Below are 20,635 nucleotides of genomic sequence, written 5' to 3' on the forward strand. Positions count from 1 at the left end.
CACTGAGCCACTGGGAGGACGCGTGGAGGCACTGCCCCGGGAGACCATCGTCGACGTGCTGGAGGGCCGGCTGCGGGAGGACATCCTCACCGGGCGCCATCCGGCGGGCAGTTACCTGCCGCCCGAACGCACCCTCGCCGACGGCTACGGCGTCACCCGCACCACCCTCAAGCACGCCTTCGGACGACTGACCCAGGCCGGACTGCTGGAGACCCGGCACGGTGTCGGCACCCGGGTGCGGGACTACCTGCGCCTCGGCGGCGCCGACCTGCTGCCGATGCTCGTACGGCACAGCCCCGACTGGATCCGCGAGGTCTTCGAAGTGCGGCGCGGCATCGGGGCGTTGATCGCCGAGCGGGCCGCCACCCGGGCCGGCGGCCGGCAGCGGGCCGAGCTGCGCGACCTGCTCGCGGCGGTGGGAGAGGCGGCGGACACCGACGCTGTTCAGCTCGCGGACATCGAGGTCCACCGGGCCCTCGCCCGCGCCACCGGCAACCGCGTCTACGTCCTGCTGACCAACACCCTCTTCAACGCCTACCTGCCGGTCCGCGCCGCGCTGAGCGGTCCGTTCACCGACGCCAGGGTGGCCCGCGAACGCCTGGCGCCGGTGGTCGAGGCGGTCGTGGCCGGTGACCGGGCCGGTGCCCGGAGTGCGGCCGAGCGGTATCTGACGGTGACCGAACGGATCATGCTGGAGGGCCTCGCATGAGCAGGGGCACCCGCAACCGCGCCGGCGCGCCCGCCCGCGGCACCGCTTTCGCCGAGACGATGCTCGGCACGGTGCGGCTCGACGGCGAGGACCGCACCCGTCCGATCCGCCTCGACCTGACGGTCCGCGCGGACCGTCTGCTGCGGCTCCTCGGTACGACCGAGGCCCGCGCCACCGGCCGGATACGGGTGGCCGGCTGGGCCGACGATCCGCGCGCCGAGGGGGAGTTGGAGATCTCGCCGATCGCCCGCCACCGCATCGGCTACCGCCTCGAGTTCAGCGCCGGCGGCCGTCGGCTCACCCTCGACGGCTGGAAGTCGGTCAGCGCGCTGAGGCCCCTGGCCTCGATGACGGTGCTGCCGTACACCCTCCACGAGGACGGACGGCGGATCGGAACCGGCACCCTCCGCTTCCCGCTCGGCACCCAACTCCTGCCGTTCCTGGCGAGTTTCCGCTTTCCCCGGCCCGCGAACTCCGCTGCCTTCCTCGCGCCCCGCTGGCGCGGCGAGCCCGGTCGTACCGAGGTCTGGTACACCACCCTCACCGACCCGGACAGCGGCAGCGGACTGTGGCTGCACCACGAACTGACCGCCCCCGCCGACGGATCCGAGCCGTACGCGCACGGCTGGGCCGCGGTGTTCCCCAAGGACGGCCCTGTGCGGCACGCCCGCTTCGGCCCCGCCGAGTGGACACCCGGAACATCCGGCTTCCACGCCGGCGGGGTCGAGGCCGGACCGGGGCACCTGACGGGCACGGCCGAAGGCGGAGCCCTGCGCTGGGACCTCACCGAACACCCCACGGACGAGCCCCTGTTCACCTTTCCGCGCTGGTCCTGGCGCCGGCCCCTGCTGCCGGCCGCCCAGATGCTCCCCGCCGCCCGCGCCGCCTACGACGGCACCTTCACCCACGACGGCACGACACTGACGCTCACCGCGGCCCCCGGCGCCTCCGCCCGGATCTACGGTCACGGCAACGCCCGCCGCTGGGCCTGGCTGCACGCCGACCTCGGCGGCGGGGACGTCCTGGAGGTCGTCGCCGCCGTCTCCATGCGCCCGGGCCTGCGCAGGCTTCCCCCGCTGGTCTTCCTGCGGCTGCGCCGGTCCGGCCGCACCTGGCCCCGCCGCCCCGAACGTCCGGCCTTCGGCTGGGCCGGAGCCGGCCGCTTCCGCGCCGACCTCGCCCTGCCCACCTGGAAGGTCACCGGCCGCAGCGGCCTGCGCCGCATCCGGGTCGAGGTCACCCAGCCCCCGGACCGCACCCTCGCCCTCGACTACACCGACCCCGACGGCCGCCACGCGACCTGCCGCAACAGCGAACGCGCCGACGCGCACGTGCTGCTGGAGCGGCGGTGGTTCGGCGGCTGGCGCACCGAGGCCGAGTGGACGCTCGACGGCACGGCACACGCGGAGGTGGGCACCCGATGAGCCTCACCGGTCTGGTGTCCGCCCTCATCGCCGACGACGGCACCGCCGACTGGCCCCGGCGCGTCCCCGGCAGACTCCGCACGGTCCTCTCGACGATGCCGCTGCCCGCCCGGGCCGGACTCCGGGCGGCCGCGAGCGCCGTGGACGCCTACGCCCTGGCGCGCACCGGACGCACCCTCGACACCCTCGGCGCACCCGAGAGGCAGTCCGTACTGGACGAACTGGGCGCACGGCCCGCCCTCCTGCCGCTCCTGGACGTCCTCAAGGTGCCCGTCCTCCTGGCGGCCGGGACCGAGCGGATGCTCCAGGACGGCCCCGCACCGCGCGGCCCCGCCCGCGAGGACCCGCCGCTCGACCTGACGCCCGCGGCCGACTGGCCCGCCCGGTCCCGCGCCGACGCCGTGGTCGTAGGCTCCGGCGCGGGCGGGGCGATGGCCGCACGGACCCTGGCACGCGCCGGACTCGACGTCGTCGTCCTCGAAGAAGGCCGGCACCACTCCACCGAGTCCTTCGGCAGGCGCGCGCCCCTCGACCGGTTCACCCGGCTCTACCGGGACGGCGGAGCGACCGTCGCCGTGGGCCGCCCACCCCTGCTGCTGCCGGTGGGCCGGGCCGTCGGCGGCACCACGGTCGTCAACTCCGGCACCTGCTACCGCACTCCGGGCCATGTCCTCGCCCACTGGAGTCAGGACCTGGGCTTCACGCTCGCCGACGGCTTCGACCGGCACCTGGACGAGGTCGAGCGCACCCTGAGAGTGGCCGTCCAGGCCACGGACGTCCTGGGGAACAACGGCCGTCTCACCCTCGCCGGCGCCCGTGAACTCGGCTGGCGGGCCGCGCCGTTGCGTCGTAACGCGCCCGGCTGCCGGGGCTCCTGCCAGTGCGTGGTGGGCTGCCCGACCGGCGCCAAACAGAGCGTGCAGCTCTCCGTGCTGCCCGAGGCCTGCGCCGCCGGGGCCCGGATCGTCACCGGAGCCAGGGTCGAACGCGTCCTCGTCGACCCCGACCGCCCCGGCGGCCCCCGCGCGGCCGGCGTCCGCGTGCGCCGGGAGGACGGCGCGTTCGAGATCCTCGCGCCGCTGGTCGTCGTGGCGGCCGGCGCGCTGCAGTCTCCGCCGCTGCTGCGCCGCTCCGGACTCGGCCGGCACCCCCGCCTCGGCCGCAACCTCAGCGTCCACCCGGCCACGAGCGTCGCGGGACGCTTCGCGGAGCCGGTCACGGCGTGGGAGGGCGTGCTGCAGAGCGTCGGCGTGGAGGAACACCACGCCGACGGCATCCTCATCGAGGCCACCGCCACCCCGCCCGGCATGGGCTCCTTCGTCCTCCCCGGGCTGGGCGGCGAGCTGCGCCGTGAACTGGAGGGCGCCGACCGGCTCGCCACGCTCGGCGCGATGATCGCCGACCGTCCCTCCGGCCGGGTCCTCGGCCGGGACCGCACCCTGCTCCGCTACGACCTGGACCGCCGCGACGCCGGCCGGCTGACGCGGGCCGTGCGGGCCATGGGGGAACTGCTGTTCGCGGCGGGCGCCGAGGAGGTGCTCACCGGCATCCCCGGCACACCCCGCGTCCACCGGCTCGCCGAACTGGACGCCGTGCTCGCCAGTACGACGGCGCGGCAGCTCCACCTGTCGGCGTACCACCCCACCGGCACGGTCGCGGCGGGCGCGAGTCCCCGGCTCTTCCCGGTGGACCCGCGCGGCCGGCTCCGCGGAGTGCACGGGGTCCTGGTCGCCGACGCCTCGGTGCTCCCGAGCTGCCCGCAGGTGAACCCCCAGCTGAGCATCATGGCGGCGGCGCTGGCGATCACGCAGGCGCACCTGGGCGGCTGAGGGGCGACTCGCGGGCGCGGTGGTTGCCCGGGGCACCGGTGATCGTCAGCATGGGCGGGTGGTTCTCGTTCCCGGCTGGGTGTGGCAAGGGGGCCCGGTGCGCAGGGCGCTGGGCGCCGGGTCGGCCGCGGGTGTCTTCTTCGCTCTCTTCGTCCTCGTCGAGTCCGGAATGTGGGCGGCCGCCGCCGTCGTCCTGCTGGTGCTGACCCCGCTGTACGGCGTGCGCGTGGCACGGCGGATGAGCAGGGTCTGGCCCGCCGGCGCGGACCTCGACCCGGCGGACCGGGCGGCGGTGGTACGGGCCACCCGGCGCGGCGAGACCGTCCGGGACCCCCGGCTCGCGCCGGATGTCGTCCGTTACGCCGAGGCGCTGCGCGTCACCGCTGAGCGGGACCGGCTCCGCTGGTGGGTGATGGCGCTGGTGGCCGCGGTGGCACTGGCCCTCGCCGGGTACGACACCGTGGCCGGGACGGCGCGGGAGGCTCTGGTGTCGTGGCTGGTGGTCGTCCTGGTGGCGCTGGACCTGATCTGGTGGCCCAGGCGGCGGGACCGGCTGATGGCGAGGGTGCGGCGCGCCGAGGCGGCGGCCCGCGTGCCGGAGCGACGCGACGCGCCGGGCGGGTGAGAGACCCCCGCCCGGCCCGCGCTCCGGACTTTTCAGGCAGCCGCCGACGGGCGGATGTTCTGGTTGAGACGGAACATGTTGGTCGGGTCGTAGGCGTCCTTCACCCGCACCAGCCGCTCGTGCACCGCGCCGGGGTACGAGGCACGCACCCGGTTCTCGGCGGCGTCCCCGGTGAAGTTCACGTACATCGAGCCGTCGCCGTGCCGCGCGATGTCCTCACGGGTCCCGCGGGCCCAGGCGACATGCGCGTCGAAGTCCGTCGCGTCGGGCGACCGCGCGATCACGTTGCACAGCATGCCCGGCGCGCGCCGGCTGAACGCCGTGGCCTCGGCCGGGAACCGGGCGAAGGCTCCGCCGAGCTGGTGCAGATGCACCTCGCTGAACGGCGTCGGTGTCGTGAGGTGGTGCCGCAGCACCGCGTCGAGGGCGTCGTCGGACGGCTCGATGAACGCCGACGTGAAGTAGTTGTGGGCGCCGGGCGTCCACATCGGGTCGAGCAGCGACTGCATGCCCGTGTACGGCATCGGGCCCATGAGGTCGGCGATGGGTGTCCCCAGGGTGCGCAGCGGGCCGACCGCCGCCTCGCCGGCCGCCGGGTCGCCCGCGTACATGCCGGCCAGTACCACGACGCGGGTGCCGTGCACCTCCGGTGGCAGGAACGGCAGCGGGGGCGCCGTCGTCAGGACGGCCATGGTCGTCAGCTCGTCCGGCATGCCGCGCGTCAGGTCGCGCCAGCCGGTGACCACCTGCCGGGCCTGGTCGAGGGGGTAGAAGATCAGCCCGCCCAGCACCTGGGGCCCGACCGGGTGCAGCCGGAACTCGAGCGAGGTGACGACACCGAAGTTGCCGCCGCCCCCGCGCAGCGCCCAGAACAGCTCGGAGTTCTGCTCGGCGTCCGCGCGAACCACACGACCGTCGGCGGTGACGACCTCGGCCGCCACCAGGTTGTCGGAGGCCAGCCCGTGGCGGCGCACCAGCCAGCCCACCCCGCCGCCGAGCGTGAACCCGGAGATGCCGGTGGAAGAGACCAGCCCGCCGGTCACGGCGAGGCCGAAGGCCTGCGTCTCGTGGTCGAGGTCGCCCCAGGTCATCCCCGCCTGGGCGACGACCCGCCGGCGCACCGGATCGACGATGGCCCCCTTCATCGGCGACAGGTCGATGACGATGCCGCCGTCGCAGGTGGAGAACCCGGCGATGCTGTGCGCGCCGCCGCGCACGGCGACGAGCAGATCCTGGCTGCGGGCGAACTCGACGGCACGGATCACGTCCGCGGTGCCGGCGCAGCGCACGACGAGCGCCGGCTTCTTGTCGTGCGCGGCGTTCCAGACCGCCCGCGCCTCGTCGTAGGCGGCGTCGCCGGGGCGGACGACGGTGCCGCGCAGGCCTGCCTGAAGTTCGGCGATGGTGGCGTCCCCCAGAACGCCCTGTGCCGTGTCGATCGACATGGTCGGCTCCTCGGTCACGAGTGCTTGCGCTGATACCCGTGACCGTAGGCAGCGCCTCTTAGCAACCACTCAGCAACCGCTTTGACCCGTCGGCGGCGGCACCGGGCGCCGCAGCGCGGCGAGGCCACGACGGTCGCCCAGGCGGGCGAACTGGGCTTCGGCCCGGGCGGCCGCCGCGACGGCCGCCTCGTCTTCGCCCCGCTGCCGGAGCAGATGTGCCAGCATCAGCTCGACCCAGCCGGCGGCGGGCACCGACCCGGCGACCTGTTCCAGGCTCCGGGCACGGGTGAGCAGGGTACGGGCCCGCGCCCAGTCACCCGCGGCCCGGGCCACGAGCCCGAGGTGCAGCAGGCTGTTGGTGGCGCCGGGGCGGTCGTCGCTGTCCTCGAAACCGGCGAGCACCGTCTCGAGGGTGGCCCTCGCGCTCTCGGTGTCACCGGCGGCCAGCTCCAGCAGGCCGAGGCAGCCGAGGGTGATGCCCTCCTCCCGGCGGTCGCCGAGCCGGCGCCGTATGGCCAGGGCCGCCTCGAGGTGCTTGCGCGCCACATCGTGGCCACCCGTGCCGCGGTGGATGTTCCCGAGGGCGTTCAGGGCCATGGACTCCCCGTGCTGGTCGTCGAGCGCGCGGAAGCTGTCGGCGCCGCGCTCCGCCGCCGCCGCGGCGGCGTCCGTGTCACCTTGCAGCCGGGCGGCCCACGCGAGGGTCGTCAGGACGTATCCGCGGGCCCGGGACGGACCTACCGTGCGGCCGGTGAGCACGGTCTCCTCGAAGAGGACCGTCACCTGGCCGCCGCCGTCGCCCTCCACCGCGTAACCCGGTGTCATGACCGGGAAGAAGGGGCCGGTCGCCACCCCGACGTCGTCCAGCAGCCGCAGACTCTCCGAACAGGCCGCGCGGGCCGTCACGCCCTCACCGCGGCAGGCGGCCCGGATGCCGTCCAGGTGGGCGACGGCGGCGAGGACGGAGGGCTCACCGGCCTCCTGTGCGAGCGCGCGGGCCCGGTCGAGCGCGGCGCGCCCCCGCGCCCACGCACCGCGCATCCACAACAGGATCGCCTGCTGGTAGTAGGCGTACGCCAGGGCGGCCCGGTCCGGCCGGCGCTGCTGGATGCCGACGATCTCTGCGGCGATGTCCTCCAGCGGGGAGCCGTCACCGAGCCGGATCGCCAGCACGGCCCGGCCCATCAGGGCCTTCGCCCGCTGCGGAGTGGGCTCCGGTGCGGCGGCCAGCGCGTCGTCCAGCCAGCGCCGGCCCTCGGCGAGCCGCCCGCGCTCGGGCCAGAACGAGCGCAGCGCCACCGCCAGGCGCAGCCCGCTCTCGGGCCGGTGGCGCAGGAACGAGCGCAGGGCGGCCCGGAGATTGCCGTAGTCCGCCTCCAGCTCCAGCGAGGTCGCACCGGCGACCCCGGTCGCCGGCTCACGATCCCGTGCCTCGGCGAGCCGCAGATAGAACTGCCGGTGCCGGGCCTCGACCGCGGCCGGTTCCGCACTGCCGCGCAGGAGTTCGGCGGCGTACTGCCGGATCGTCTCCAGCAGCCGGTACCGGGCCTCGTGCGGCCCGGGCTCCACGCACACCAGGGACTTGTCGGCCAGCCGGCCGAGGAGGTCCAGCACCGAGCCGGCCGGAACGCCGTCCGCGCAGACGTCCTCGGCCGCCGCGAGCGAGAATCCGCCCGTGAAGACCGAGAGCCTGCGCAACAGGCACTGCTCATCGCCGTCGAGCAGCCGGTGACTCCACTCCAGCGTGGCCAGCAGCGTCTGCTGCCGGGTCGCGCCGTGCCGGCTGCCCCGGCTGAGCAGGGCGAGCGCGTCGTCGAGCCGTTCGGCGATCTGGTCCGGGGCCAGCAAGTGCACCCGGGCCGCCGCCAGTTCCAGGGCCAGGGGCATACCGTCCAGCCGGAAGCAGATCTGCGCCACGGCCGCCGCGTTCCGCGGGGTCAGCCGGAAGCCCGGTGCCGCGTCGGCGGCCCGGTCCACGAACAGCCGTACGGAGGCGAACCGGGCCAGTTCCCCGACGGGCGGCAGCCGCCGTGGATCCGGCAGCCCGAGGGACGGCACCCGGAAGGTGCGCTCCCCGTAACTGCGCAGCGGCTCCCGGCTGGTGGCGAGCACGGCCACCCCCGGGCAGCGGGCGATGATCTGCGAGACCAGGGCGGCACACGCGTCGACCAGGTGCTCGCAGTTGTCCAGCACCAGCAGCGTCCGCAGGCCGCCGAGCTGTGCCAGCAGTGCTTCCCGGGCCCTGCCGGACGGCGGTAGCTGCAGCCCGAGCACGGCGGCGACGGCCTCGGGGACCAGGTCCGGCTCCGTCAGCGCGGAGAGGTCCACGAACCACGCCCCGTCCCGGAACGCGTCGCCGCTCCGGTCCGCCACGGCGAGCGCCAGCCGGGTCTTGCCGCAGCCGCCGGCCCCGGTGAGGGTGAGCAGGCCGCTGCGCCCGAGCAGCCGCCGCACCTCGGCGATCTCCCGCTCCCGGCCGACGAGCTCGGTCGCCGGCGTCGGTAGCCGGCCCCGCCGACCGTCCGCCGACCGCTCGCCGGGCTCCACCGAGTCGGCCAGCAGAGCCCGGTAGAGGCGGCGGGTCTGCGGGTCGGGATCGGCACCGGTGTCCTGGTGGAGCGTGTCGCGCAGACACTCGTACGCCGCCAGTGCCTCCCTGCGCTGCCCGGACTCGGCCAGGGTCCGCATCAGGGCCCGCAGTCCGGGTTCGTCCAGGGGGTCCCGGGCGACCAGGGCCCGCAGCACGTCCACCGCCTCGGCCGTGCGGTGATCGCGCTCCAGCGCCTCGGCAAGCCCCAGCCGGACCGCCGTGAGCCGGGTCTCCAGCGCCCCGGCCGCCTCGGCCACCCAGGTCTCGTAGCGGTCCTCGGGCAGCAGCTCGGCGGCGGCCAGGGCGAGCGCGGCACGGAGGTCCGCCGCCGTGCCGCCGGACGCGGCCCGCCGGATCGCCTCGTCGAGCCCGTCCAGGTCGACGCGCACACCGCCGTCCGGCCCGAGCAGCACCATGTCGTCGCGCAGCACGACGATCTCGCCCCGCGCCCCGGCGGAGGCCAGCGCGCGTCGCACGGCGTGCAGCACCTGGTGCAGGTTGTTCGACGCCGCCGTCACGTCGAGGTCCGGCCACAGGAGGTCGTAGAGCCGTTCCCGGTGGAGCCGGTGGCCCGGTGCCAGGCTGAGCAGTTTGAGCAGGGTCCGGGCCTTGCGCAGCCGCCACGCCCCGGTGGCGACCGGGCGGTCCTCGACCGCCACGGCGAAACCGCCGAGGAGCCGGATACGTACCTCATCGGCCATGACTGTCCTCACGAGCAGGCTACCGCCCGGAGAGCGGCCCCACCCCCGCACCGGCCCCGGGGTTCGGCCACGTTTGCGGGCTCCGTGAGGGGCAAGCCGCATTCCATGAGTGAACCGAACAAGGGCACGAGTCAGCAGACGCAGGACAAGAAGCGCACGGCCGCCTCTGCGGCCCGGCGCACCGCCGCCAAGGCGACCGCTCCTGCCTCCGGCGTGGCAAAGAAGGCCGAGGCCGCGGCCGGTGACGGAGCGTCAGTGGCGAAGAAGGCCGCCGGGCGCGCCGCCGACAGCATGGCCGGCACGGTGAGCGCGGCGGCCAAGGGTGTCGAAGCGGGGCGTCGGGCCGCCGTCGTGGCCTCGGGCCGGGTCGCCACGGTGGCCACGACCGCGTGGGCGGTCCTCGCGCACCGCAAGCTGGTGGCCGCGGGCGTGAGCGCCGGCGTGACCGCGGTGGGCGTCGCGTCCTACGCAGTGGGCCGCCGGTCGGGCCGCCGTACCCTGGGGCCGATCACCCGGTTCACGGGCGGCCGGATCTGACGTCCGGCCGACCGGGGCGCGGCGGGACCGTTCGCGGACGGCGGCTACCGGACCGCCGCCTCCGGCGGGCGCTCCCGCAGCGCGCCGTACCCGATGAAGTACGCCGGGAGCCGGCCGAGCCGCGATCCGGTGACCAGTGCGGCGAGGCGCCGGGCGCGCGCCGCGCTGCCGAGCGGCGGCCGCCCGTCCAGCACCGGGGCGACGAACCGGGCGTGGGCCGCCCGCTGCAGCGCCTGGGTGGCGACCGTGGTGGGGCGGCGCCGGCGCTGCACCTTGCGGACGTCGCGCAGCCCCACGGCCCCGCGCCGCAGCGGCGCGGTCAGATACCGCGCCGCGGCCACGGCGTCCTCGACGGCGAGGTTGATGCCGATGCCGAAGACGGGGGACATCGCGTGCGCGGCGTCGCCGATGCACAGCAGCCCCGGCCGGTGCCAGTGGCGCAGCCGGTCCAGGCGTACGTCGAGGAGCCTGACCTCGTCCCATGAGCGGAGCTGCCCGGTGCGGTCCGCGATCCAGGGGACGGCGGCGCCGAAGTCGGCCCGGAACCGCTCCAGGCCGGCCGCCCGGCGCTGGAGGTCGGTGCCCTTGCGGATGAGGGTCGCGCACTGCCAGTAGTGACCGCGGTCGATCATCGCGGTGAGGAAACGGTCCCCGGCGCCACCGACCAGTCCGCTCGGGTCGCCCTCGCGGCGCGGCAGCCGGAACCACCAGGCGTCCATCGGGCAGTCGAAGCGGCGCAGCCCCAGTTCCGGCCGACCGCGCGCCAGGGAGCCCCGGCCGTCGCAGGCGACGGTGAGCACGGCGCGCAGTTCGCCGGTGCGGCCGTCGCGAGTGCGGTAGCGCACCCCGGTCACCCGGCCGCCCTCGGTCAGCAGAGCGGTCGCCTCGGTGTTCATCCGCAGGTGGAAGGAGGCCTCGCGCCCGGCCTCGGCCGCCAGCAGGTCGAGCAGGTCCCACTGGGGGACCATGGCCACATAGTTGTACGGGCCGCGCAGCACCGAGAGATCGGCGACCGTCACCGGCGAACGCCCCTCGCCCACGGGGAGCTGGACAGTACGCACCCTGCGCTGCGGCAGCCGGGCGAAGCGCTCGGCCAGCCCCAGGTCGTCCAGCAGCGCCAGGGTCGAGGGGTGCACGGTGTCGCCGCGGAAGTCGCGGAGGAAGTCGCCGTGCTTCTCCAGCACCGTGACGTCGACGCCGGCCCGCGCCAGCAGCAGGGCGAGCACCATGCCGGCGGGACCGCCTCCCACCACGCAGCACGTGGTCCGCTCCATCATGCCCCCGCCTCTCCGGAGAACATTAATTCATCGGCTGATGAATACTGTACTCCTCGGCGAGGGCCCGGGCGCACGGGCGCCCTACCGCCTCCGGCGGCGCCCCGGCGAGCGGCCGGCGGAGTCGACCTCCCGGGAGGCGCCGTCCACCTGGACCGGGTCCCGGACCGGGTCGAGGATGTGCTCGCCGTACAGATCCTGCAGCCAGTTGGTCTGGTAGATGGTGTCGAGGTAGCGCTCGCCGAGGTCGGGCGCGATGGCCACCGCGGTGATGCCGCCGGTGTCGTGCTCGGCCAGCCAGTCGGTCGCCCCGCTGACCACCGTGCCGGTGGAACCGCCGAACAGGAAGCCGCGCCTGGCCATGCGGTGGCAGGTGCGGATGGTGTCGGCCTCCTCCACCCGGATCACCTCGTCCACATAGGACTCGTCCAGCAGCGGCGGGCGCATGCTCATGCCAAGGCCGGGGATCATCCGGCGGCCCGGCTCCCCACCGAAGGCCACCGAGCCCACGCTGTCCACCGCGACGATCCGCACCGGGCGGTGCCACTGCCGGAAGAAGCGCGCGCAGCCCATCAGGGTCCCGGTGGTGCCCGCACCGACGAACAGCACGTCCAGACGCGGGAAGTGACTGGCGATCTCCGGCCCGGTGGTCCGGTAGTGCGCCCGCCAGTTGCCCGCGTTGGTGTACTGGCTGAGCCACACGTACCGGTCGTCGGACTCGCACAGCGATCGGACGTACTCCAGCCGTGTGCCGAGGAAGCCGCCGTTGGCGTCCAGGTCGGCCACCACGTGCACCTGGCTGCCGAGGGCCTCCATCAGCAGCCTGGTCGACAGGTTGCAGCGGGCGTCCGTGACACACAGGAACCGGTAACCCTTGCTCGCGGCGATCATGCTGAGCGCCACGCCCAGGTTCCCCGACGAGGACTCCACGAGGATGGAGTCCGGCTTCAGGATCCCGTCCCGCTCGGCGCTCTCCACCATCTCGTTCGCGGCTTTCAGCTTGATGGAGCCGGCGAAGTTGAAGCCCTCGCATTTCAGGTAGAGGGGGCACCCGAAGATCGACTCCAGGTCGACGAAGAGGTTGCCTTCGTTGAAGGCGTTGGGGGAGGAAATGACGGGCACGGCGGGCCTCCTGGTCCCGGCTGAGGAAGGCCTCAGCCGTACCGACGCAGGTCGTGGAAGAAGTCGTCGACGAGGCGGAGGTTCCCCGCCCGGGCCACTTCGTCGTAGACGTACTTTCCGACGGCGAGATCGAGGACGCCGAGACCGAAGGGCGAGAAGATCACCGGCTGGTCGGGCGGCGGCGCGGCGCGTCCGAGCATCACGTCGTTGAGGGTGCCGTTCAGGAAGTCGCGGTCGCCGGTGCGCTGCTCGACCAGGTGGGGGGAGGTGTCGGCCTTCAGGCAGTGCTCGACGTCGTCGACGAAGTTGGCCGCGCCGAGCAGGATCTCCGGGGCGAGGTCGCGCAGCGACACGTGCAGCACCACGGGGTTGTGGTCGAACCAGGCCGGCGCCGTGACGTGCGGCCGGCCGGCGACGGTGGCGAAGACCACGAGGTCGCTGGAGCGGACGAGCTCCTCGGCGCTGTCGTGGACGGTGACCCGCGCCGCGGTGCCGGTCCCGCGCAGATAGCCGCTGAAGCCGGCCGCGCTGTCGGCGGACACGTCGTGCACGCCGATCGAGTCGAACGCCCAGCCGGTGCCGGCCAGGAAGGTGTGGATGTACCGGGCGATCAGGCCGGTGCCGAAGAAGCCCACGCGGGTCGGTCGGGCACGGGTGCGGCTGAGCCAGTCGGCCGCCAGCGCGGCGGACGCGGCGGTCCTGGTGGCGCTGATGATGGAGCTCTCCATGCACGCGAACGGGTAGCCCGTGTCATGGTCGTTGAGGATGAGCACCGCGGAGGCCCTGGGCAGCCCGGCGCTCACGTTCTCGGGGAAGCTGGAGATCCACTTCACGCCGTCCACGCGCACCGAGCCGCCGATGGAGGCCGGCAGCGCGATGATCCGGGAGGTGGGCCGGTCGGGGAAGCGCAGGAAGTACGACGGCGGGTTCACCGAGTCCCCGGCGCCGTGCAGCCGGTAGGTGGCCTCGACCAGCTCCATGATCTGTTTCTCGCGGCCGCCGAGCGCCTGCTGCACCTGTTCGCCGGAGATCACCGCGAACGTCGGCGCGGTGGCCGGGCTGGGCGTGGCCGACTGGGTCCCGGTCGACAGAAGATGGGTCATCGCTCACTCGCCTCCGGGGTCGGGCAGCCGTCGGCCAGGCGCTGCGGCTCGGCCATGCCGACCACCACCTGCCGCTCACCGGTGAAGGGCTCCCTGCTGTGCGCGGTGCGGATGTTGTCCACCAGCAGCAGGTCACCGGCCTGCCAGGGCTCGCGCCTGGTGTGCTTCTCGTAGGTCGCGTTGAGCAGCTGGACGACGTCCTCGCCGATCGGGGTGCCGGCGCCGTAGCGGGTGTTGAACGGCAGGCCGTCCGCGCCGTACTCGTCCACCAGGTACTCGCGCACCTCCGGGGCGAGCGTCCACTCGTTGAGGAACGCGATCTGGTTGAACCAGCAGCGCCTGCCGGTCAGCGGGTGCCGCACCACGGCGCTGCGGCGCTGCTCGGTGCGCAGCGAACCGTCCGGCTGCCAGTGGAAGTCGATGGCGTGGGAACGGCAGTAGCGTTCGATCTCGCCGCGGTCCTCGGTGCCGAACGACTCCGCCAGGGAGGCCCCGATCTCGTCGTTGTAGCTGCGGGTGAGCAGCCAGCCCTCGCGCTCGAAGCGTTCGGTCAGACCGGCGGGCAGGGCCTTGAGCACCTCTTCGGCGTCGGCCACCGCGGTCGCACCGCCCTCGTCGGGCGCGCTCAGGCACGCGAACAGCATCAGGCCGGGCACCTCCAGCGTGTAACTCAGCTCGTGGTGCATGCACATCGGCTGGTTGGCCGGCCAGGCCGTCGAGGAGTACAGCCCCGGGCCGAGGGGCTCCCGGGGGGCGAAGGCCTCCCGCTCCGTCATGAGGACACCGGCCAGCTCCGCGAAGACGGCTCCGGCCCGGTCCGCGTCCCGCAGTCGCAGGCCGCGGACGACGAGCGCCCCGTGCTCGGTGACCTGCGCGCGCAGTGACTCACGGTGCTCGGCCGCCCAACTCGCCGCGTTACCGGGGGAGTCGACGCGCAGGATGGCGGGACTGCCCGGCCGGGGCTCCACGTCGAGCGAGGTGGCCAGAGGTGAGGAGGACATCTCGGATTCCTTTCGTTGCCCGGCTGCGGGCTCGGCGAGGTTCAGGAAGGGGCCAGGGGCGCTACGGCGGTCAGGACGGCCCGCGCCGCCTCGGCCGGCCGTGTGCGTGGGAAGTAGTGGCCGCCGTCGGGGAGTTCGTGCAGTTCCACGTGGTCGGCCAGCAGCAGCCAGTCCCGGTGGCGGTCGGTGTGCCCGGCGGTGTGCGGGTCGTCGGCGGCGACGACCACCGAGACCGGCGCGGTCAGCCGCACCGCCGGCGGGCTCTGCAGCGCGTCGCGGAAGTAGCGGTGCGCGGACACGCAGTCGTGCCGGTAGGCGGCACCGATGTGTCCGGCGTGCCGGTCGTTCAGCTCCCCGAGTTCGGTGTAGCCGCTGTCCGAGGTCAGCCGGGCGGCGATCTCGGCGTCGCTCCGGCCGGTCAGCTCCTCGGCGGCGGCCCGCCGCTCGTCGGCGGTGCCGAGCAGTTGCGCGCCGAGGAACACCCGGCTCACGTCCACCCCGCGTTCCTCGAGCCGCCTGGCCGTCTCCACGGCCGGCGCGGCCCCCGACGAGTGGCCCCAGATCATGACCCGGGTCAGACCGCGCGCGGCGATCTCGTCGGCGACCCGCTCCGCCACCCGTGTGATCGACGCGAACGGCTCGGGGCGGTCGGACAGGTCGTGGCCGGGCAGGTCGACCGCGAGGACCGCCAGGCCGCTGCCGGCCAGCACGCTCGCCATCGGCTGGTAGTTGACGGCGTTGCCGCCCGCGTAGGGGAAGCACACCAGTGCGTACTCCGCGGTAGCGGCCGCCCGCGACAGCGGCTGGAGCAGTTCGGTGCGCTGCCGGCCCGCGCCGTCGAGCAGGGCCGCGAGGTCGGCGAGGACCGGGTGCCGGGTGATGTCCTTCAGGGACACCGCGCGGTCGAGCGCGATGGTGAGGCGGACCGCCGTCAGGGAGGTGCCGCCGGAGTCGAAGAAGTGGTCCGTCCGGCCGATCCGGTGCTCGGGCACGCCGAGCAACTCGGCCCAGGCGCCCGCCAGTTTCCGCTCGGTCGGGGTGAGCGGGGCACCGTCCCGCTCCGCTGCGCCGTCGCCCGCCACGGGTTCCGGCACCTGCTCGGCCCGCGCGGTGAGCGCCTTGCGGTCGGTCTTGCCGTTGGCGGTCAGCGGCAGTTCCGGCTGCCAGTGGAAGGCCGAGGGCACCATGTAGCCGGGCAGCACGGCACCCAGCGACTCCCGCAGCGTCTCCACGGGCTGCCGCTCACCCGTGTAGTAGGCGATCAGGTGCTTGCTCCCGCCGCCCTGCTCGGCGACCACCACGGCGGCGTCCCGCACCCCGGGCGCCCGCAGCAGCGTGTTCTCGATCTCGCCGATCTCGATCCGGAAGCCGCGGATCTTGACCTGGTTGTCCCGGCGGCCCAGGAACTCCAGCTTGCCGTCCGGGTGCCAGCGCCCCCAGTCGCCGCCCAGGTAGAGCCGCTCACCCGGTCGGTACGGGTCCTCGCGGTACGCCTCCCGGGTGCGTTCCGGATCGTTGACGTACCCCCGGCCCACACAGACGCCGGAGAACGCGATCAGGCCCGGGGCGCCCAGCGGAACCAGCGCCAGCCGCTCGTCCACGACGTGGATGCGGACGTTGTTGACCGCGCGGCCCAGCAGCACCCGCTCGGGCACCCGGTCCATGACCTCGTGGTTGGTGTCGTCCGAGGTCTCCGTCAGGCCGTAGGCGTTGACCAGCCCGATCCCGGGCCGGCTCGCGAACCATCGCTGGACCAGCTCCCGTTTCAGCGCCTCACCGGTCACCGACACACAGCGCAGATCGGGAAGGGCGCGGGGGTGCCGCTCCAGATAAGCGACCACGACCTCCAGGTAGGAGGGCACGACCTGCGCCACGGTGACCCGGCCCCCGGCCAGTGTGTCGACGAACCGCTCCACGTCCACGATCACGTCCTGCGGGACCAGCAGCGTCCGCCCGCCCACCAGCAGCGCGGACACCAGTTGCCACAGCGAGATGTCGAAGCACTGCGGAGCCGTCTGCGCCACCACCGAGCCCTCGCCGATCCCGAGGTCGTCGATCTTGGCGAAGAGGTGGTTGAGCATGCCCGCGTGCTCGCACATCGCTCCCTTCGGCTCGCCGGTGGAGCCGGAGGTGAAGTAGATGTAGGCCAGCTGTCCGGCGTCGACCCGCACCCCGGGGTCGTCGTCGGCGTGCGGCTCCGCGTAGGCCTCCTCGACCGGCAGCTTCGCCGTGTCCGTGAGCGTGGCCAGCGCCTCGTCGAGGGTGCCGGTGCTGCCGGACTCGGTCAGCACCAGCCGGCAGCCGGCCCGGGACAGGGTCGCCGCGATCCGGCCGGCCGGGAAGTGCGGCTCGATCGGCAGGTACACGCCTCCCGCCTTGAACACCGCCAGCGTCGCGGCCAGCCAGTCGAGGTCGCGCTCGGTGACCACGGCGACCACGTCCTCGCGGCCGACCCCCCGGGCCAGCAGGGCCCGTGCCAGCCGGTTGGCGCGCGCGTTGAGCTCGCCGTAGGTCCACTCCCGGTCGCCCCGCGCCGCCGCCACGGCCCGCGGATGCTCCCGGGCCCGCCGCTCGAACAGTTCGTGCGCCCGCGCGTCCGGCAGCGACCGGTGCGGTCCGGCGAACCCGTCGAGCTGCTCACGCACCTCGTCGTCGCCCAGCAGGCTCTGCCGCGCGTGCCCGGCGTCCACGTCGGCCGTCATCAGCCGCAGCGCCGTCAGGTGGTAGCCGGCGATCCGGTCCGCGCAGTCGGCGTCCAGCACGTCCGTGCGGTACCGCAGCCGCAGCACCGGCCGCCCGTCCCGGTCGGACCACCGCACCTGCAGCACACCCTCGTCGGCGAACCCGTCCTCGGCGTCCGGGGGCCCGAGCACGACCTCGTACGACGGCTCGGTCACGCCCAGTTCCCGACGCAGTTCCGCCACCGGGAACTCCCGGTGCGCCCTTACCTCCGCCTCGGCCCGCCGGGCGGCCGACACCAGGTCCCGCCAGGATCCCGTGGGGACGGTGACACGGCAGGGCAGCGGCTCTCCGCGCGCGCCGGCGGCGAGCCCCGTCACCACGTCCTGCTCGCCGGAGAGGGCGGCCAGCACCTTGGCGTGCGCCGCCAGGAGCAGCGCTCCGGCCGGCGCCCCGCACCGCTCGGCGAGGCCGCGCAGGGCCTTGCCGATTTCGTCCGGTACGGCTGTCTCGTGCTCCGCCGTTCCCGGCACCGGCTCCCGGACCCACCGCGGCACCGAGGTGGAGCCGCCGGCGGTCAGCACACGGCTCCAGAACTCCCGGTCCGTATCCACGCGCGCTCTCATCGAATGGCCTTCCTCAACTCACCGTCACCGAAGTGGCGCCGGCCGGGCACGGGGGTGCCGCCAGGTCGCCGTCACCGGGCCGGCCGGCGGCCTCGGGCATGTCCACGGCGGGGTTGCCGCCCCACCGCGCGTGCGGCGGGACCTCCTCGCCCTTCATCAGGAAGGAGTCGGCCGTCAGTACCGCGCCGTCACCCACCGTCACGCCGTAGTGCACATGGGCGCCGACGCCCAGCGTGCAGCCGTCCCCGAGGGTGGTGCCCTCGGACTTGAAGGTGCCGTCCTCCTGCGAGTGGCACTGGATCTTGCTCCCCGCGTTCAGGGTGCAGTCGTCGCCGATGACGGTGAGGGTCCGCTCCGTCAGGTAGCAGCCGTCGTCGAACACCCTGCGGCCGATGCGCACGCCCATCAGGCGCCAGACGAGGCTCTTGAAGGGGGTGCCGTTGAAGATGTTGAGGTAACGGTCCGGAACCTTCCACAGGCGTTCGTGCCGCCAGAAGGTGGGGTCGTAGATGGAGCACAACATGGGGCGCAGCCGGCGGAATCTCATGATCAGGCGTTCCACCAGGACGTGGTAGACGGTGGTGAAGACGAGCGTGGCCGCCAGGTAGAGGGCGATCACCGCCTGCCCGGCGGCGCCGTACAGGTCCACCGAGACGAGGGCGAACAGCGCGAGCCCGAAGGTGTGCACCCACCTGGCGAACAGCATCACGGCCATCGAGCGCAGGTTGTAGCGGTTCTTCGCCGCGAGACGCCGGCGCAGTGTCTCGCCGGTCCTGAGGTCGTCGAACCGCGCGTCGCGCTCCACCGTCCGGGGGATCTCGAAGCACGGCGAACCGAGCAGTCCGACGCCTTCCCTGACCTCCCCGTCGAGGGGCACCATCACCTTCGTCGCCAGCAGGCAGTTCTCCCCCGTCCGGCCTCCGGCGGGATACGCGATGTTGTTGCCCAGGAAGTTGCGCGCCCCGATCGACGCCCGGGAGAGCCGGAACGACGTGCTGGAGTAGTCCGCGTTCACGACGGAGAGTCCGTCGGCCACCATCGTGCCGCTGCCGACGGACACCAGGAACGGAGTCTCGTGCTGCACCTCGGTGCCGAAGTTGGACCCCGTCTGCTCGACGTGCGACAGGTCGTATCCGAGCCCGCGCAGATAGTGCACGATGTAGGAACTGTCACCGAACAGCCAGGCGAAGAACCTGATGTTCGTCATCCGGGCCGTCGCCCGGTGCACCGCGTAGTGGAATCCGTAGAGCGGATACACCCGGTCGGGCCTGACCAGCAGATTCAGCAGGCGCGGCACGGTGTACAGCACCAGCAGGCCGCCCACCACGAAGCCCGCGAACAGCACGAGCGACAGCAGCAGCGCGTCGGGGATCAGTTCCGCCCGCGACAGCGCGGCCGTCTGCGGGTCCAGCCGCTTGCCGAGCGCCGGGACCTCGATGAACAGCATGTACATTCCGCCGACGGCCAGGGGGATGTACAGGAAGAAGAGCTGGGCCAGCGTGACGAACCCGAACCAGGCCCGGCGCACGGTCCCGCACGCGGCCGGTTCGACACGTACGTAGTCGGTCCCGCCGGGTTCCGCCGGGGAGCCGTGCCAGCGCTCGCCGTCCGGGACCGCCTGGCCGCGGTGCAGGGCCGAGGAGTGGCCGAGCTGAGCGTCGTCGCCCATCGACGTGTCGATGTCCAGGACGGTCTTCTCGCCGACGAACACACCCCTGCCGAGGGTGATCCGGCCGGTCTGGATCCGCCCCGAGTGGGCCCGGTAGCCGAGGAGGAACGAGTCCTTGCGGATCACCGTTCCGGCGCCGATCGTCACCAGGTCGGTGCAGACCGGCACGGAGCGGGTGAGGATCGTGACCCCCTTGCCGATCCGCGCGCCCAGGGCCCGCAGGTACAGCACGTACAGCGGGTTCCCGACGAAGAGGATCATCGGGTTCGCGTGCAGCAGTACCTTCAAGAGCCAGAACCGGAGATAACGGGGGCCCCAGAGCGGGAACTCGCCCGATTTCCAGCGGCCCACGAGCACCCACTTGGCGGCGACGGGGAACACGCACAGGGCGATGAACCCGAGGCCCCCGAACAGCAGCGACCGCACATAGATGTCGGCCAGTCCCGAGCCGGCCGCGATCCACTGGTACCCGCGGTCCGTGACGAACCCGGCGACCAGGGAGTACAGCAGGAAAATCAGCAACTGGGAGAAACCGCAGAGGACATGATTACGGCTGCTCGCGCGCGGTACCCGGTCCGGTACAGCGGCCGGTGCCGGTGACGAGGCGGCCGCGGGAGCGGTCTCAGTGAGAGCGGCCGCCAGGCTCCGGATCGTGGGATACCGGTAGATGTCCTTCATGGACGGGGAAGGAAGGTCGGTCCGCTTCCTGACCCGGGCGCAGAACTGCGCCATCACCAGGGAGTTGGCGCCGAGGTCGGTGAAGAAGTGCCCGTCCAGCGGTACGTGCGCGGCGCCCACGACGTCGGCGAGCGCGACGGCGAGTTCCGTCTCGGTGTCCGCTCCCGCCGGGCCCGCGACATTCCGACTGGTGACCGTGCCTTCGTCCGATCCTGCTATCTGGACCTCGGAGGACTGTTCCACCATTCGATCTCCTGCAGGGCATCTGGGACAGCCGACGGCGGGGCACGGTCGGTCCCCGGCCCCAGTGGACCGGGACGCGGCCCGACCGGGCCGTCGGAGGTTCTTGGCGTGTCATTCCTGATCACGAACCGCCATCTTCAGTCTCGGTCGATCACCGTGAGGCTGCCACTTCGCGGCCTTGGTCATGTTTATTACGAATGACCTACATGCCGGGATTTACCGGCCCTCCGGTGGCCGGGGGGCGCGCGGCGGATCACCCGACCGGCGGTCCCCGGCACGCCCCCGAGGCCGTTCACGCTCCGTCCGGCCGGCGCGCCCATGCTCGGGTGAGCCCTGTACGCGCCCCCGCCCGGGCGAGCAGAATCCGCCGTGCCGGCGAG

13 protein-coding genes are annotated in these 20,635 nt (G+C 73.6%); 5 read left to right on the plus strand and 8 right to left on the minus strand.

The window, feature by feature from the left end:
• The first annotated feature begins 22 nt into the window (after window positions 1-22).
• Genes ACFVVO_RS23385 through ACFVVO_RS23400 form a run of 4 tightly spaced genes read left to right on the plus strand, consistent with a single transcriptional unit; the run spans window position 23 to window position 4,587 of the window.
• Window positions 23-709, plus strand: a complete 687-nt coding sequence (locus ACFVVO_RS23385) for a FadR/GntR family transcriptional regulator (RefSeq protein WP_390057523.1) — start codon at window positions 23-25, stop codon at window positions 707-709.
• The gene (locus tag ACFVVO_RS23390) at window positions 706-2,133 is read left to right on the plus strand and encodes a hypothetical protein (RefSeq protein WP_390057524.1); all 1,428 of its coding nucleotides are present in this window, start codon (window positions 706-708) and stop codon (window positions 2,131-2,133) included. Before ACFVVO_RS23385 ends, ACFVVO_RS23390 begins: the two co-directional genes overlap by 4 nt.
• A complete protein-coding gene (locus tag ACFVVO_RS23395; RefSeq protein WP_390057525.1) occupies window positions 2,130-3,962 on the plus strand; it encodes a GMC family oxidoreductase N-terminal domain-containing protein in 1,833 nt (610 codons plus the stop codon). The genes ACFVVO_RS23390 and ACFVVO_RS23395 overlap by 4 nt, the downstream gene beginning before the upstream one ends.
• 58 nt (window positions 3,963-4,020) lie before the next feature.
• Complete coding sequence (locus ACFVVO_RS23400) at window positions 4,021-4,587, plus strand: hypothetical protein (RefSeq protein WP_390057526.1); 567 nt, start codon at window positions 4,021-4,023, stop codon at window positions 4,585-4,587.
• A gap of 32 nt (window positions 4,588-4,619) precedes the next feature.
• Here ACFVVO_RS23400 and ACFVVO_RS23405 read toward each other — a convergent pair whose 3' ends face one another.
• Both ACFVVO_RS23405 and ACFVVO_RS23410 read right to left on the minus strand, forming a co-directional pair.
• The gene (locus ACFVVO_RS23405; protein WP_390057527.1) at window positions 4,620-6,032 is read right to left on the minus strand and encodes an FAD-binding oxidoreductase; all 1,413 of its coding nucleotides are present in this window, start codon (window positions 6,030-6,032) and stop codon (window positions 4,620-4,622) included.
• A 69-nt stretch (window positions 6,033-6,101) separates the two neighbouring features.
• Window positions 6,102-9,323 (minus strand): BTAD domain-containing putative transcriptional regulator, encoded by a 3,222-nt coding sequence (locus tag ACFVVO_RS23410; protein WP_390057528.1) that lies wholly within the window; start codon window positions 9,321-9,323, stop codon window positions 6,102-6,104.
• A 105-nt stretch (window positions 9,324-9,428) separates the two neighbouring features.
• On the opposite strand from ACFVVO_RS23410, the gene ACFVVO_RS23415 reads away from it, so the two are divergent.
• Window positions 9,429-9,860 (plus strand): hypothetical protein, encoded by a 432-nt coding sequence (locus ACFVVO_RS23415; protein WP_390057529.1) that lies wholly within the window; start codon window positions 9,429-9,431, stop codon window positions 9,858-9,860.
• A 44-nt stretch (window positions 9,861-9,904) separates the two neighbouring features.
• Here the strand turns inward: ACFVVO_RS23415 and ACFVVO_RS23420 are convergent, their stop codons facing one another.
• The 6 genes from ACFVVO_RS23420 to ACFVVO_RS23445 all read right to left on the minus strand — a co-directional run bounded on the left by ACFVVO_RS23420 (window position 9,905) and on the right by ACFVVO_RS23445 (window position 20,258).
• Window positions 9,905-11,134, minus strand: coding sequence for an FAD-dependent oxidoreductase (locus ACFVVO_RS23420; RefSeq protein WP_390057744.1), 1,230 nt, complete (start codon window positions 11,132-11,134; stop codon window positions 9,905-9,907).
• Window positions 11,135-11,218: 84 nt separating this feature from the next.
• Window positions 11,219-12,256 (minus strand): 2,3-diaminopropionate biosynthesis protein SbnA, encoded by a 1,038-nt coding sequence (gene sbnA, locus ACFVVO_RS23425; protein ID WP_390057530.1) that lies wholly within the window; start codon window positions 12,254-12,256, stop codon window positions 11,219-11,221.
• Window positions 12,257-12,288: 32 nt separating this feature from the next.
• Window positions 12,289-13,359, minus strand: a complete 1,071-nt coding sequence (sbnB, locus tag ACFVVO_RS23430) for a 2,3-diaminopropionate biosynthesis protein SbnB (protein WP_390057531.1) — start codon at window positions 13,357-13,359, stop codon at window positions 12,289-12,291.
• Window positions 13,356-14,360, minus strand: a complete 1,005-nt coding sequence (locus ACFVVO_RS23435; protein WP_390057532.1) for a TauD/TfdA family dioxygenase — start codon at window positions 14,358-14,360, stop codon at window positions 13,356-13,358. Before ACFVVO_RS23435 ends, sbnB begins: the two co-directional genes overlap by 4 nt.
• 41 nt (window positions 14,361-14,401) lie before the next feature.
• Window positions 14,402-17,665, minus strand: coding sequence for an amino acid adenylation domain-containing protein (locus ACFVVO_RS23440; protein ID WP_390057533.1), 3,264 nt, complete (start codon window positions 17,663-17,665; stop codon window positions 14,402-14,404).
• 13 nt (window positions 17,666-17,678) lie between these two features.
• Window positions 17,679-20,258, minus strand: coding sequence for a Pls/PosA family non-ribosomal peptide synthetase (locus ACFVVO_RS23445; protein WP_390057534.1), 2,580 nt, complete (start codon window positions 20,256-20,258; stop codon window positions 17,679-17,681).
• Window positions 20,259-20,635 lie beyond the last annotated feature (377 nt).

Origin of the sequence: Streptomyces sp. NPDC058145 (assembly GCF_042884245.1) — a bacterium.
Taxonomy (GTDB): Bacteria; Actinomycetota; Actinomycetes; order Streptomycetales; family Streptomycetaceae; genus Streptomyces.